Genomic DNA, 13,909 nt, shown 5'->3' on the forward strand with positions numbered 1-13,909 from the left:
TTAGTGCCCGGCATGATCGCCCGACGCCCCGCCGCCGACCCTCGCCCCGGCCCGCCGGCCCTTCTCCACGACGGACTTCGCGAGCGGCGGCACCTTCAACCGATTGCGGAACTCCGTCTTCCCGGCGGTGCTGACCTCCGCGCCGGTCCACAGCGACACGAACAGGCCGCCCACCGCGACGGCGAACACCACCGCGGCCGAGCCGAGAACGATGAGGACGCGCTTGAATCGGGACATGCCCCGACCCTCGTGCCGGGGCCCGTCCCGGCACATCGGGGACGGCCCCTCGGCCGCCCCCGAACCGGCCCCCGCAGCACCTCGGGGTTCTCACCCACGGCGCGAGCCGTACCGCCCCCTCGTCAGGCCTGCCCGGCCTGCCTCTCCAGGTACTTGAGGACATGGGCGCGCGTCTCGGGCGCCAGCGCGTCCCCCGCCTCCAGCAGCTTCGGCAGCAGCGCGTTCTCCTTGAGGTACGCCCGGAAGAAGGTGCTCACCGTCACCTCGTGCTCCGGCCGGTGCACCACCTCGATCGCGTCCCCGGCCCGTACGGAACCCGGCTCGACGACCCTGAGGTACGCCCCCGGGACACCCGCCTCGGTGAACCGCTTCACCCACCCCTTCTCGCCGACCGCGCCCGCGAACGTACGGCACGGGATGCGCACACTGCACACTTCGAGCAGCAGCTCCGGGCCCACCCGCCAGCGCTCGCCGATCCGGGCACCGTTGACGTCCAGGCCCCCGGTGGTGAAGTTCTCCCCGAACTCCCCGTTGCGCAACGGCCGTCCGAGCTCCTTCTCCCAGGCGTCCAGATCCTCGCGCGCGTACGCGTAGACCGCCTGGTAGGTCCCGCCGTGATGCCGCAGGTCGCACACGTCGTCCCCGGCGACCCCGCTGCCGCCCGTCCCCTTCGGCCCCGGCTCCGACACCCGCACCGGCCCCTCCACGGGCCGCTTGCCCGAGCCGGTCACCTTGCCCGGGTACGAGGTGTGCTCGCTGGCCGTCGCCCGCCCCGTATTCACACTGAGTAGTTCCATGGCCGGAACGCTAGCCCAGTCCAGCTCAAAGCCGCCGCCAATAATTGGCCCGCTGATCCAAGTCAGCCTTATACTCGGTTCCATGATCGAAGCCCGCCACCTCCGCGTCCTGCGCGCGGTCGCCTCCACCGGCTCCTTCTCCGCCGCCGCCCGCGAGCTCGGCTGCACCCAGCCGGCCGTCAGCCAGCAGATGAAGGCGCTGGAGCAGTCGGCGGGCACTCCGCTGCTCATCCGCACCGGCCGCGAAATGCGCCTGACCCAGGCAGGGGAGGCCCTGGTGCGGCACGCGGCGGGCATCCTCGCCGGACTCACCGCCGCCGAGGAGGAGGTCGCCGCCATCGCGGGCCTGCGGGCCGGCCGGGTGCGCCTGGTCTCCTTCCCCTCCGGCTCCTCCACCCTGGTCCCCACCGCGCTCGCCGCCCTGCGCGCCGCCCACCCCGGCACCCGCGTCTCGCTCGTCGACGCGGAGCCGCCGCGCTCGGTGGAGATGCTCCGCGAGGGCGACTGCGACGTGGCCCTCGCCTTCCGCTACGGGCCCGGCGGCGCCACCGAGGACTGGACCGACCTGGTCGTACGCCCGCTGCTCACGGACCGCCTGGTCGGCCTGGTCCCCGAGGGCCACCGGCTCGACGGGGCCGGCACCGTGGGCATCGGCGAGCTCGCCGAGGAGCCCTGGATCGCGGGCTGCCCGCGCTGCCGCAGGCAACTGGTCGAGGTCTGCGAGAGCGCCGGCTTCGCCCCCCGGATCGACTTCGCCACCGACGACTACCCGGCCGTGATCGGCCTGGTCGGCGCGGGGCTGGGCGTCGCCGTGCTGCCCGCGCTGGCCATGGAGTCCGTACGGCACAAGTCCGTGCGCACCGTCGCCGTCGAGCCCGCCGTGCAGCGCGAGATCGTCGCGCTCACCCTGCCGGACCTGGCCCAGGTGCCCGCCGTGGCGGCCACCCTCGACCAGCTCGCCCTGGCGGCGACCCGCTGAGCGGGCGCCCGCCGGGCGGGTGCTCCTGGTGCAGAAACGTTCCTTCGGAGGTTTGATCCGGCGGTTACTTCACCAGGGTGACGCGGCGCGAATGCCCCGCGCCGCCGCCCTTCAGCGGTGTGTGTCCCGGCCCGGAGGTCTTCTTCGCGGCCGCTGCCGCCGCTGCCGAGCCCGCCGGGACCAGACGGTGCCTGGCCCGGCCCATCAGCTCCTCGCGCTCGTCCTCGGTGAGGCCGCCCCACACTCCGTACGGCTCGCGTACCTGGAGCGCGTGCGCCGCGCACTGCGCGCGCACCGGGCACCTCATGCAGACCTCCTTCGCCGAGTTCTCACGTGCGCTCCTCGCGGCCCCGCGCTCGCCCTCCGGGTGGAAGAACAACGAGCTGTCGACTCCGCGGCAGGCGGCCAGCAGCTGCCAGTCCCACAGGTCGGCGTTGGGTCCGGGAAGGCGGGAGAAATCTGCCATTGGTTGTCCCCTTGCGTCTGTGCTGAGGCGGAAACTTGAGCGAGCCCGTACATCTACGGTGTGAGTAGATGAAAATATGACTCATTGGGAATCTAGCCCTAGACACCAGCAAAAAGGAAGAAAACCGACTAAATGGGGCACTAAGGCCACGAGAGTCCGATTCCTGGGCCGTAACTCTTTCGAGTGACCGTCGTTGAGTTGGCTGAGGCGGTTGAAGGAAAGAGCGATCGGGCAGGTGTCCGAGAGCGTCAACCGCACAGGTGACGACTTGTATTCAGCCTGGAGGCCCAAGGTGACGCGCATCAGCTGTGCGAGCGGCGGAGGTCGGTCATGACATCCGTCCTCGTCTGCGACGACTCCCCGCTTGCCCGAGAAGCGCTTCGCCGCGCGGTCGCGACCGTGCCCGGCGTCGAGCGCGTGACGACGGCCGCCAACGGCGAGGAAGTCCTCCGCCGCTGGGGCGCCGACCGTTCGGACCTGATTCTGATGGACGTACGGATGCCCGGTCTCGGCGGTGTCGAGACGGTCCGGCGTCTGCTGTCGGCCGACCCCGGCGCCCGGATCATCATGCTCACGGTCGCGGAGGACCTCGACGGGGTCGCGCTCGCGGTCGCCGCAGGAGCCCGCGGCTACCTGCACAAGGACGCGTCCCGCGCCGAGCTGCGCGCGACCGTCACCCAGGCACTCGCCGACCCGACCTGGCGGCTCGCCCCGCGCCGGCTGCGGTCGGCCGAGATGGGCGCCGCTCCCACGCTCACCGCGCGCGAGATCCAGGTGCTGGAGGGGATGAGTCACGGCCGCTCCAACGCGGAGATCGGCCGCGAGCTCTTCCTCTCCGAGGACACGGTGAAGACGCACGCCAGGAGGCTGTTCAAGAAGCTCGGCGCCTCGGACCGGGCCCACGCGGTGGCGCTCGGGTTCCGCTGGGGCCTGGTCCGCTAGGACCCGTGCCCGGTGTGAACCACCACGCGTGAGAAGGTCCCCCGTCCGCCTCGTGCGGACGGGGTGCAGGACGCCCGATCCCGGTTCGGCGGCCGATGCCGCATCCTTGAGGGATGGGGTTCCTCGGGAACGGATCGGTCGAGCGGAAGGGGAGGGCGCGGGAGATGAGGCCTGGCGTACCTGCTCATAACGCTTCAGTGCACAACTACGGGCGCGGCGGCGCGGATGCCGGAACGTCAAGGCACCATGGACCGATGCGCGACGACGAGACAGTGGCGGCCCAGGGGGTTGTCGGTGCCCTGGTGCACCTCGCTGTCGAGGGTGACGAGCAGGCCACTCACGACCTGCTCGCCCACGTCCACCCCCTGGCCCTGCGCTATTGCAGGTCACGACTGTCCCGGTTGCCCGGTGATGCTCGTCACTTCGTGGAGGACCTGGCCCAGGAGGTCTGCGTCGCGGTGCTGATGGCACTGCCCCGCTACAAGGACACCGGCAGGCCCTTCGAGGCCTTCGTCTTCGCCATCGCCGCGCACAAGGTCGCCGACCTCCAGCGCGCCGCGATGCGCCACCCCGGATCGACCGCCGTGCCCTCCGACGAGATGCCGGAGCGGCCCGACGACTCACTGGGCCCCGAGGAGCGCGCGCTGCTCAGCAGCGACGCGGCCTGGGCGAAGAAACTTCTGGCCAACCTCCCCGAGCACCAGCGCGAGCTGCTGGTGCTGCGCGTCGCCGTGGGGCTGACCGCCGAGGAGACCGGCCAGAAGCTCGGAATGTCCCCGGGGGCCGTGCGCGTTGCACAGCACAGGGCACTGAGCCGGCTGCGCGCCCTCGCCGAGCAGTAGGTCCCCCACAGCTGCCGCGCGCGCAGGGAAGGCGTGCCGGAGATTCGTACGAACTCAGCCGCTTGTCATGATCGTGGAATCCGACACCTCCGGTTCCCGTTAGCATGGACATCCGCGCCGGGCAAGACCATTTGGGAAGGTGTCATGACTGCGAACGTCGATGGAGTGCCGGAGAAATTCGCGACGCTCGGGCTGACCTACGACGACGTGCTGCTGCTTCCCGGCGCGTCCGACATGGCACCCGACCAGATCGACACCTCCTCCCTGATCTCGCGGAACGTACGGGTGAACATCCCCCTGCTGTCCGCGGCCATGGACAAGGTCACCGAGTCCCGGATGGCCATCGCGATGGCCCGGCAGGGCGGCGTCGGTGTGCTGCACCGCAACCTCTCCATCGCCGACCAGGCCAACCAGGTCGACCTGGTCAAGCGCTCCGAGTCCGGCATGGTGACCGACCCGATCACCGTCCACCCGGACGCGACGCTGGCCGAGGCCAACCAGCTGTGCGCCAAGTTCCGTATCAGCGGCGTCCCGGTCACCGACCCGGCGGGCAAGCTGCTGGGCATCGTCACCAACCGCGACATGGCCTTCGAGACCGACCGCAGCCGTCAGGTGCGCGAGGTCATGACGCCGATGCCGCTGGTCACCGGCAAGGTCGGCATCTCCGCCGTGGACGCGGTCGAGCTGCTGCGCCGCCACAAGATCGAGAAGCTGCCGCTGGTCGACGGCGCCGGCATCCTCAAGGGCCTCATCACGGTCAAGGACTTCGTCAAGGCCGAGAAGTACCCGAACGCGGCCAAGGACGCCGAGGGCCGTCTCCTCGTCGGCGCGGCCGTCGGAGTCGCGGGCGACGCCTTCGAGCGCGCCCAGGGCCTGATCGAGGCGGGCGTCGACTTCATCGTCGTCGACACCGCGCACGGCCACTCGCGGCTGGTCGGCGACATGGTCGCCAAGATCAAGTCGAACTCTTCCGGCGTCGACGTCATCGGCGGCAACATCGCCACCCGCGACGGCGCCCAGGCGCTCATCGACGCCGGTGTCGACGGCATCAAGGTCGGCGTGGGCCCGGGCTCCATCTGCACCACCCGCGTCGTCGCCGGCATCGGCGTCCCGCAGGTCACGGCCATCTACGAGGCCTCCCTCGCGGCCAAGGCGGCCGGCGTCCCGGTCATCGGCGACGGCGGCCTGCAGTACTCCGGTGACATCGCCAAGGCGCTCGTCGCCGGTGCCGACACCGTGATGCTCGGCTCGCTGCTCGCGGGCTGCGAGGAGTCCCCGGGCGAGCTGCTCTTCATCAACGGCAAGCAGTTCAAGTCGTACCGGGGCATGGGCTCGCTGGGCGCCATGCAGACGCGCGGCGAGAACAAGTCGTACTCCAAGGACCGGTACTTCCAGGAGGGCGTGCGCACCGACGACAAGCTCGTGCCCGAGGGCATCGAGGGCCAGGTGCCCTACCGGGGCCCGGTCTCGGCGGTCGTGCACCAGCTGGTCGGCGGTCTGCGCCAGTCGATGTTCTACGTCGGCGGCCGCACCGTGCCGGACCTCCAGGACAACGGCAGGTTCGTCCGGATCACCTCGGCGGGTCTCAAGGAGAGCCACCCGCACGACATCCAGATGACGGTCGAGGCGCCGAACTACAGCAGGAAGTAACAGCCCGAAGCGACTGGCAGGGGCGGTCCCGGAGTCACCGGGACCGCCCCTCGCGTGCGTGTCGGGGATACTGGAACGGCAGACCAAGAGGGAAAGGCCACACAACGTGACTGAGATCGAGATCGGGCGCGGCAAGCGCGGCCGCAGGGCGTACGCGTTCGACGACATCGCCATCGTGCCGAGCCGGCGTACGCGGGACCCGAAGGAGGTCTCGATCGCCTGGCAGATCGACGCCTACCGCTTCGAGCTGCCGTTCCTGGCCGCCCCCATGGACTCGGTCGTCTCCCCGGAGACCGCCATCCGCATCGGGCAGCTCGGCGGCCTGGGCGTACTGAACCTCGAAGGCCTGTGGACGCGGTACGAGAACCCCGAGCCGCTCCTCGAAGAGATCCGCGGGCTGGACGACGAGGGCGAGGCCACCCGCCGCCTCCAGGAGATCTACGCCGAGCCGATCAAGGCCGAGCTGATCGGGCAGCGCATCAAGGAGGTGCGCGACTCGGGCGTGGTCACCGCCGCCGCGCTCTCCCCGCAGCGCACCGCCGAGTTCTCCAAGGCCGTCGTGGACGCGGGCGTGGACATCTTCGTGATCCGCGGCACCACCGTCTCCGCCGAGCACGTCTCCGGCGCGGCCGAGCCGCTCAACCTCAAGCAGTTCATCTACGAGCTGGACGTCCCGGTCATCGTCGGCGGCTGCGCCACGTACACCGCGGCCCTGCACCTGATGCGTACCGGCGCGGCCGGTGTGCTGGTGGGCTTCGGCGGCGGCGCCGCGCACACCACCCGCAACGTGCTGGGCATCCAGGTCCCGATGGCGACCGCCGTCGCGGACGTGGCCGCCGCCCGCCGCGACTACATGGACGAGTCCGGCGGCCGGTACGTGCACGTCATCGCCGACGGCGGCGTGGGCTGGTCCGGCGACCTGCCCAAGGCCGTCGCCTGCGGTGCGGACGCGGTCATGATGGGCTCCCCGCTGGCCCGTGCCACGGACGCGCCCGGCCAGGGCCACCACTGGGGCATGGAGGCCGTCCACGAGGACGTGCCGCGCGGCAAGCGCATGAACCTGGGCGTCGTCGGCACCACCGAGGAGATCCTCACGGGCCCGGCGCACATCCCGGACGGCTCGATGAACCTCTTCGGCGCCCTGCGCCGTTCGATGGCCACCACGGGCTACAGCGAGCTCAAGGAGTTCCAGCGCGTCGAGGTGACGGTCGCGGACTCGCAGCACCGCCGCTGATCCGTCGCACCTTGCGAAAAGGTGCGAAGAGGTACGTACGAAGAGGGGCCCCGCACCGGGTGATCGGTGCGGGGCCCCTCTCCGTGGCCCTGTCTCCGTGGCCCTGGCGGGGCCTGCCGGGCCTTGTCGCGCCTTACGCGGCCTTCTTGGCGCCCGCGACGGCGCCGACCACGGCGAGGGCGAAGAAGAGGAAGGTCAGCGGGTCCAGTTCCTTCGTCCAGCCCTCGTGGAGCAGGTCGAAGTGCTCGGTGAGCATCGACATGACGCCGGCGCCCAGGGCCTTGTTCACCAGGATCGCCATGCCGAGCATCTGGCCGACGTACACGCCGATCAGCGAGAAGACCGAGGCGGCGACCATGATCGCCGGGTTGCGGCCGCCGAGCTTGCCCGCGGCCAGACCAGTGAGGAAGCCGACGCCGACGGCCGCGTAACCCACCTCGGCCTCCAGCATGCCTATGACGGCGCCGTAGATGCCGCCCGCGACGAGCGCGACCACGAAGGCGATCAGCACACCGGCGCCGACGTTGCCGCGCCGCGGTGCGGGCTGCGGCGGGAACCCGCCGAACTGGCCCGGCTGCTGCGGGAACTGGCCCTGCTGCGGGAACTGCCCCGGCTGCTGGGGGAACTGGCCCGGCTGGCCCTGCGGGTAGCCCTGCGGCTGCTGGGCGTACGGGTTGCCGCCGGGCTGCTGGGGCGGCTGGTTGGAGAAAGACATGGGTGGTTCCCCCCTGGGAGCTGCGTAAAGCGCGCATAAGTTCGGTTGTGCGGCATGACGGTAGCAGCAGGGTGGGACGGTTGGGCGTGGAGATTCCCGGGGTGACTCCTGCGGGACTTGCGTGCCCGGCGTGCCGTCACAGCCGGTACGTGGCCCCCGCCGGGCTCGCGCCCCGGGTGTCCAGCAGGAGTTGGGCCTTCACGGCCAGGCCCTGGAGGTCGTAGGTGCGGTGGTGCTGGAGCAGGATCGTCAGATCGGCCGCCGCGGCGGCCTCGTAGAGGGAGTCGGCGCGGGGGACCGGGATGTCGCGGACGCGCCAGTGCGGGACGTGCGGGTCGTGGTAGGTGAGGTGGGCTCCCATGTCGCGCAGCCGGGAGGCGATTTCGGGGGCGGGGGAGTTCTCCTGGTCGGCGAGGTCGGCCTTGTAGGTGACGCCGAGGAGGAGCACGCGGGCGCCCCGGGCGGACTTGCCGTGTTCGTTGAGGAGGGTGGCGCAGCGCTGGAGGACGTAACTGGGCATCCGTCCGTTGATCTCCTGGGCCAGGCCGACCATGCGCAGCGGGTGGCCCGGGGTGCGGCTGCTGTACGAGAGGTAGTTGGGGTCGAGGGGGACGCTGTGGCCGCCGACGCCGGGTCCTGGGCGGAAGGCCTGGAAGCCGTACGGCTTGGTCTCGGCGCAGCGGATGACGTCCCAGAGGTCGACGCCGAGGTCGTGGCAGAGGACGGCCATCTCGTTGGCGAGGGCGATGTTGACGTGGCGGTAGTTGGTCTCCAGGACGCCGACCGTCTCCGCCTCGCGCGGGCCACGCGCGCGTACCACCTTGTCGGTGAGACGGGCGTAGAAGGCGGCGGCGGACTCGGTGCAGGCGGGGGTGAGGCCGCCGATGACCTTGGGGGTGTGGGCGTAGCCGTGGCTGCGGTGGCCGGGGTCGAGCCGGGAGGGGGAGTAGGCGAGGTGGAAGTCGCGGCCCGCGCGCAGTCCGGAGCCCGTCTCCAGGAGGGGGCGCAGGATGTCCTCGGTGGCGCCCGGGTGGACGGCGGACTCCAGCAGCACGGTGGTGTGCGGGCGGAGCCGGGCGGCCAGGGTGCGGGCGGCGGCCTCGACGGCGGACAGGTCCAGGGTGCGGTCCTGGCCGAGCCGGGTGGGGGCGCAGATGACGGCGGTACGGACCCGGCCCAGCTCCGCGGGATCGGTGGTGGGGCGGAACCCGCCCGCCAGCATCCGGCGGATCTCGGCCGCGGAGAGCGAGCCCTCCACCGGTGGGCGGCCCGCGGCGAGCTCGGCGACCGGACGGGGGTCGGTGTCGTAGCCGATGGTGGCGATGCCGGCGGCGACGGCGGCCTGGGCGAGAGGGAGACCGAGGTGGCCGAGTCCGATGACGGCGAGATCTGCGGGCATGGCGTGAGCCGTCCTTCCCTTGAGTCCGCTGTGACCTGCGCTTTCGCCCGGTGCCCGCTATAAGCGGAAAGGGGGCGGTGCGCAAGCCCTGTGGACAGTTAGAGCCGAAGAAATGTCAGACTAGGCGTAAATATGACCGTTATTGGGGATTTGCGGCACGGGTTCCGGGTGGCTCGCGGACGTCCCGCGGAGCGACTCCTTCCCCTGGTTGTCCACAGGCGGTGGCTGAGATGCGGACCTGCGGCGAGAATCGGTGGAGTGGCCGGGGGCAGACCCCGTCCCCTGCGACCGCACGCGTACGAACCCACGCGTGCGACGTCACACGTACGACCGCACGAGTACGACCGCACGAGCCCGACCGCACCGCACCCACGGGAGGCAGCAAGTGAGGACAGCGACACTGGGACCGGCCGAGCGCGCACAGGCGCTCGCCGCGATGGCCGAGCGGGAACTGGACGTGCTGGTGGTGGGCGCGGGCGTGGTCGGTGCCGGGACGGCGCTGGACGCCGTGACCCGGGGCCTGTCCACCGGGCTCGTCGAGGCGCGGGACTGGGCCTCCGGCACGTCCAGCCGCTCCAGCAAGCTGATCCACGGCGGCCTGCGCTACCTGGAGATGCTCGACTTCGCCCTCGTACGGGAGGCACTGAAGGAACGCGGGCTGCTCCTGGAGCGCCTCGCACCGCACCTGGTGAAGCCGGTGCCGTTCCTCTATCCGCTCCAGCACAAGGGGTGGGAGCGCTGGTACGCGGGCTCGGGCGTGGCGCTGTACGACGCGATGTCGGTGTCCTCGGGGCACGGGCGCGGGCTGCCGATGCACCGTCATCTGTCGCGCCGTCACGCGCTGCGGGTGGCACCCGCGTTGAAGAAGGACGCGCTGACCGGCGCCCTCCAGTACTACGACGCCCAGATGGACGACGCCCGTTATGTGGCGACCCTGGTGCGGACCGCCGCCGCCTACGGGGCGAAGGTCGCCAACCGGGCGCGGGTGGTCGGCTTCCTGCGCGAGGGCGAGCGGGTCGTCGGCGTAAGGGTGGAGGACGTGGAGGCGAGGGGCGAGTACGAGATCCGGGCCAAGCAGGTCGTCAACGCGACCGGGGTGTGGACGGACGACACCCAGGCGCTGATCGGGGAGCGCGGGCAGTTCCACGTAAGGGCGTCCAAGGGAATTCACCTGGTGGTGCCCAAGGACCGGATTCATTCGTCCACCGGACTGATTCTCCGTACCGAGAAATCGGTGCTTTTCGTCATTCCGTGGGGCAGGCACTGGATTGTCGGTACGACGGATACCGACTGGGACCTGGACAAGGCGCATCCGGCGGCCTCCAGCGCGGACATCGACTATCTGCTGGAGCACGTGAATTCGGTGCTGGCCGTTCCGCTCACCAGGGACGACGTGCAGGGCGTCTACGCGGGCCTGCGGCCGTTGCTGGCGGGGGAGTCGGACGCCACCAGCAAGCTGTCCAGGGAGCACACGGTCGCGCACCCGGTGCCGGGGCTCGTCGTCGTCGCGGGCGGCAAGTACACGACGTACCGGGTGATGGCCAAGGACGCCGTCGACGAGGCGGTGCACGCGCTGGACGTACGGGTCGCCGAGTGCGTCACCGAGGACATCCCGCTGGTCGGTGCCGAGGGCTACAAGGCGCTGTGGAACGCGCGCGCCGGGATCGCGGCCCGGACGGGGCTTCACGTGGTGCGCGTGGAGCACCTGTTGAACCGGTACGGGTCGCTCGCGGAGGAACTCCTCGAACTGATCGCCCAGGACCCGGGACTCGGCGACCCGCTCACCGGCGCCGAGGACTATCTGCGCGCCGAGATCGTCTACGCCGCCTCGCACGAGGGGGCCCGCCATCTGGACGACGTACTGACCCGCCGTACGAGGATCTCCATCGAGACGTTCGACCGGGGCACGCGCAGCGCCCTGGAGTGCGCGGAGTTGATGGCACCGGTGCTGGGCTGGGACAAGGGGCAGGTGGAGCGGGAGGTGGAGCACTACGAGAAGAGGGTGGAGGCGGAGCGCGAGTCGCAGCGCCAGCCCGACGATCTGACGGCCGACGCCGCGCGGCTGGGGGCGCCGGACATCGCGCCGTTGTGATCGTGCGGTGACAGGGGGGTGGGCGCGGGGCGGGTGGGGCGCGGCGGGGTCACGCGTCCTGCCCCGGGGGTGTTGGCGGTCCGCGCGTGGGGGACAATGGGGGCTCTGCCAGGGCGGGTTGCCGCATCGCCGGGGAAACCGCCGAAACGACCTACGTCATGTACGTACATGGACGTCCATGGACGGACATGCGCGCACGGCCGGGGCGCGAGGCGAAGATCAGGGATCGCAGAGGGGACGCATGTCGGACGAGCGGGAGCAGTCGCCGAACAGCACGCAGGACGCCGTGTCCGACGACGAGACGGGCACGGGGAAGGCAGCCGCGGCAGCCGAATCCGAAGCTGTGGAAGCCGCCAAGGACGCCGCGTCGGACACCTCCGCGGAGGTCGAGGGACGGCTGCTGGCAGGCCGTTACCGGCTCGGCGACGTGCTCGGCCGGGGCGGCATGGGCACGGTCTGGCGGGCCGTCGACGAGACGCTGGGCCGGACCGTCGCGGTCAAGGAACTGCGCTTTCCGACCGCCATCGACGAGGACGAGAAGCGCCGTCTGATCACCCGGACCCTGCGCGAGGCGAAGGCCATCGCCCGGATCCGCAACCACGGGGCCGTCACCGTCTTCGACGTCGTCGACGAGGACGACCGGCCGTGGATCGTGATGGAGCTCATCGAGGGCAAGTCCCTCGCCGAAGCCGTCCGCGAGGACGGTCTGCTGACGCCGCGTCGCGCCACCGAGGTCGCCCTCGCCATCCTCGACGTCCTCAGGTCCGCCCACCGGCAGGGCATCCTGCACCGTGACGTGAAGCCGTCCAACGTACTGATCGCCGAGGACGGCCGGGTCGTGCTGACCGACTTCGGCATCGCCCAGGTGGAGGGCGACCCCTCGATCACCTCGACCGGGATGCTCGTCGGCGCCCCCTCGTACATCTCCCCGGAGCGGGCCCGCGGCCACAAGCCGGGACCCGCGGCCGACCTGTGGTCGCTCGGCGGGCTGATCTACGCGTCGGTGGAGGGAGTTCCGCCGTACGACAAGGGATCCGCCATCGCGACGCTGACCGCCGTGATGACCGAACCGGTGGACCCGCCGAAGAACGCGGGACCGCTGGAGGAGGTCATCTACGGGCTGCTCGCCAAGGACCCGGCGCAGCGGCTCGACGACGCGGGCGCGCGGGCGCTCCTCAACGACGTGCTGAACCAGCTCGACGAGGCGGACGCGGCGGGCGACGAACTGGCCCGCTCGGACGCCACGAAGGTGGTTCCGCTTCCGCCGCTGCCGGACGGGCAGGACGGGCAGGACGGGCCGCTGAAGAAGACGAAGCGGGAGAAGCCGGGGAAGGCGGGCAAGCCGGGCAAGGCGCTGCCGGCCGCGGCGGCGACGGCGGGCGCCAGTGCGGCGGTGGCCGGTCCGGCCGCGGCGGGGGCGGCTGTCACGGCGGTGCAGTCCGCCGGTACGGGCACCGGGTCGGCGGCCGGTCCGGGGGCGGGTGCCGGTTTTGGTTCCGGTTCCGGTTTTGGTCCTGCCTCGGGTTCCGGTTCTGGTTCCGTTTCTGGTTCGGGATCGGGCGCGGGTTCGGGTTCCGGCGGGGGTACGTCGCCGGGGACCGTCGGCGGGATGTCGCCGGCCGTGCGGAAGCGGGCGCTGCTCGTGGTCGCGCTGGTGGCGGCGCTCGCCGTGCTCGGCACGGTCCTCGCGATCGCGCTGAACAAGGACGAACCGGGCAAGGAGACGGGCAAGAACGGCACCTCTTCGAGTTCGAGCGGGGCGACGGCCGGTGCGGGCGGCAAGGACCCGGGCAAGGACTCCGGCAAGGGCACCGATCCGGACAAGGGCACGAGCACGGGCAAGGAGACGGGCGGCTCCGGCGACTCCGGAGCCAAGCCCTCCGGCGACCCGGCCACCAACAAGCCGGGCGGCGGCGCGGTGCCCGCCGGGTTCCAGACGGTCACCGACTCGCAGTTCCACTTCACGATGGCGATGCCCGCGGGGTTCAGGAAGACGAACATAGCGGGCAGCAACTCGGGCGGGATATACAACAAGAGCAAGGGCGCGTTCCCGCGCGTCCAGGTCGACTTCAACAACAGTCCGAAGGACGACGCGAAGGCCGCCTGGGCCGCCGCGGTCACCGTGACCGCCGCCCAGAGCAACGGCTACCAGCACATCGGCATCACTCCGGTCAGCTACAACGGCTACCCCACCGTCGCGGACTGGGAGTTCACGCGCATGCAGGACGGCCGGCGGATGCGGGTCCTCAACCGGGGGTTCAAGGTCGACGCCGGCCGCGGCTACTCGATCATGGTGAGCTGCCCGGCCGACGCCTGGCAGGGCGAGGAGTGCGTGAAGCTGCGCGAGACCGCGTTCGCCACGTTCAAGCCGACTGACTGACCGGGATGCGTTGACACTGCCTCGCGACGGGGTATTGCCACGTATCGTGAGACCTCGCGGACCGTACGCAGCCGCAATACGCCGGTAAACGACCGGAATTGATGGTTTCGAGTACTTCCGTGGGTCAGCCCCGCGGATCGAGGGCAGGCCCCGAGGGCCGGCTCCGATGACCGGGG

At 71.1% G+C, this 13,909-nt stretch carries 12 protein-coding genes; 7 read left to right on the forward strand and 5 right to left on the reverse strand.

The genetic code is table 11. The features are described 5' to 3' along the window. Entirely contained in the window at positions 1 to 237 is a 237-nt protein-coding gene (locus ACZ5PB_RS25905; RefSeq protein WP_468694109.1) for a hypothetical protein, read from the reverse strand. Positions 238 to 359: 122 nt separating this feature from the next. Next, positions 360 to 1,034: an MOSC domain-containing protein gene (locus ACZ5PB_RS25910; protein ID WP_468694110.1), complete on the reverse strand. Its 675-nt coding sequence runs from the start codon at positions 1,032 to 1,034 to the stop codon at positions 360 to 362. An 82-nt stretch (positions 1,035 to 1,116) separates the two neighbouring features. Between ACZ5PB_RS25910 and ACZ5PB_RS25915 the strand changes: the two genes are divergently transcribed. Next, positions 1,117 to 2,013 (forward strand): LysR family transcriptional regulator, encoded by an 897-nt coding sequence (locus ACZ5PB_RS25915; protein WP_468694111.1) that lies wholly within the window; start codon positions 1,117 to 1,119, stop codon positions 2,011 to 2,013. Between the two features lie 64 nt (positions 2,014 to 2,077). Here ACZ5PB_RS25915 and ACZ5PB_RS25920 read toward each other — a convergent pair whose 3' ends face one another. After that, a complete protein-coding gene (locus ACZ5PB_RS25920) occupies positions 2,078 to 2,479 on the reverse strand; it encodes a WhiB family transcriptional regulator (protein ID WP_468694112.1) in 402 nt (133 codons plus the stop codon). Positions 2,480 to 2,809: 330 nt separating this feature from the next. Here ACZ5PB_RS25920 and ACZ5PB_RS25925 point away from each other — a divergent pair, with 330 nt between their 5' ends. From ACZ5PB_RS25925 to ACZ5PB_RS25940, 4 genes are all read left to right on the forward strand, one after another. After that, a complete protein-coding gene (locus tag ACZ5PB_RS25925) occupies positions 2,810 to 3,421 on the forward strand; it encodes a response regulator transcription factor (protein WP_003948568.1) in 612 nt (203 codons plus the stop codon). Positions 3,422 to 3,675: 254 nt separating this feature from the next. Then, a complete protein-coding gene (locus ACZ5PB_RS25930; RefSeq protein WP_468694113.1) occupies positions 3,676 to 4,263 on the forward strand; it encodes a sigma-70 family RNA polymerase sigma factor in 588 nt (195 codons plus the stop codon). Between the two features lie 144 nt (positions 4,264 to 4,407). Continuing rightward, positions 4,408 to 5,913, forward strand: a complete 1,506-nt coding sequence (gene guaB / locus ACZ5PB_RS25935; protein ID WP_468694114.1) for an IMP dehydrogenase — start codon at positions 4,408 to 4,410, stop codon at positions 5,911 to 5,913. A 106-nt stretch (positions 5,914 to 6,019) separates the two neighbouring features. Continuing rightward, positions 6,020 to 7,147, forward strand: a complete 1,128-nt coding sequence (locus ACZ5PB_RS25940; RefSeq protein WP_468694115.1) for a GuaB3 family IMP dehydrogenase-related protein — start codon at positions 6,020 to 6,022, stop codon at positions 7,145 to 7,147. A gap of 133 nt (positions 7,148 to 7,280) precedes the next feature. Here the strand turns inward: ACZ5PB_RS25940 and ACZ5PB_RS25945 are convergent, their stop codons facing one another. Together ACZ5PB_RS25945 and ACZ5PB_RS25950 are read right to left on the reverse strand one after the other, a co-directional pair. Then, positions 7,281 to 7,862 (reverse strand): hypothetical protein, encoded by a 582-nt coding sequence (locus ACZ5PB_RS25945; protein WP_468694116.1) that lies wholly within the window; start codon positions 7,860 to 7,862, stop codon positions 7,281 to 7,283. A 136-nt stretch (positions 7,863 to 7,998) separates the two neighbouring features. Then, on the reverse strand, positions 7,999 to 9,261 hold the full coding sequence (locus tag ACZ5PB_RS25950; protein WP_468694117.1) for a nucleotide sugar dehydrogenase: 1,263 nt from the start codon (positions 9,259 to 9,261) through the stop codon (positions 7,999 to 8,001). Positions 9,262 to 9,646: 385 nt separating this feature from the next. On the opposite strand from ACZ5PB_RS25950, the gene ACZ5PB_RS25955 reads away from it, so the two are divergent. Then, positions 9,647 to 11,353, forward strand: coding sequence for a glycerol-3-phosphate dehydrogenase/oxidase (locus ACZ5PB_RS25955; protein WP_468694118.1), 1,707 nt, complete (start codon positions 9,647 to 9,649; stop codon positions 11,351 to 11,353). Positions 11,354 to 11,594: 241 nt separating this feature from the next. Further along, positions 11,595 to 13,733, forward strand: a complete 2,139-nt coding sequence (locus ACZ5PB_RS25960; protein WP_468694119.1) for a serine/threonine-protein kinase — start codon at positions 11,595 to 11,597, stop codon at positions 13,731 to 13,733. Positions 13,734 to 13,909 lie beyond the last annotated feature (176 nt).

It is taken from the genome of Streptomyces sp. NPDC032721, assembly GCF_055579625.1.

Bases quoted from the DNA above. Each gene is read 5' to 3' on its own strand.
- ACZ5PB_RS25905 (WP_468694109.1), bottom strand. From the start codon at position 237: ATGTCCCGATTCAAGCGCGTCCTCATCGTTCTCGGCTCGGCCGCGGTG.
- ACZ5PB_RS25910 (WP_468694110.1), bottom strand. From the start codon at position 1,034: ATGGAACTACTCAGTGTGAATACGGGGCGGGCGACGGCCAGCGAGCAC.
- ACZ5PB_RS25915 (WP_468694111.1), top strand. From the start codon at position 1,117: ATGATCGAAGCCCGCCACCTCCGCGTCCTGCGCGCGGTCGCCTCCACC.
- ACZ5PB_RS25920 (WP_468694112.1), bottom strand. From the start codon at position 2,479: ATGGCAGATTTCTCCCGCCTTCCCGGACCCAACGCCGACCTGTGGGAC.
- ACZ5PB_RS25925 (WP_003948568.1), top strand. From the start codon at position 2,810: ATGACATCCGTCCTCGTCTGCGACGACTCCCCGCTTGCCCGAGAAGCG.
- ACZ5PB_RS25930 (WP_468694113.1), top strand. From the start codon at position 3,676: ATGCGCGACGACGAGACAGTGGCGGCCCAGGGGGTTGTCGGTGCCCTG.
- guaB (WP_468694114.1), top strand. From the start codon at position 4,408: ATGACTGCGAACGTCGATGGAGTGCCGGAGAAATTCGCGACGCTCGGG.
- ACZ5PB_RS25945 (WP_468694116.1), bottom strand. From the start codon at position 7,862: ATGTCTTTCTCCAACCAGCCGCCCCAGCAGCCCGGCGGCAACCCGTAC.
- ACZ5PB_RS25950 (WP_468694117.1), bottom strand. From the start codon at position 9,261: ATGCCCGCAGATCTCGCCGTCATCGGACTCGGCCACCTCGGTCTCCCT.
- ACZ5PB_RS25960 (WP_468694119.1), top strand. From the start codon at position 11,595: ATGTCGGACGAGCGGGAGCAGTCGCCGAACAGCACGCAGGACGCCGTG.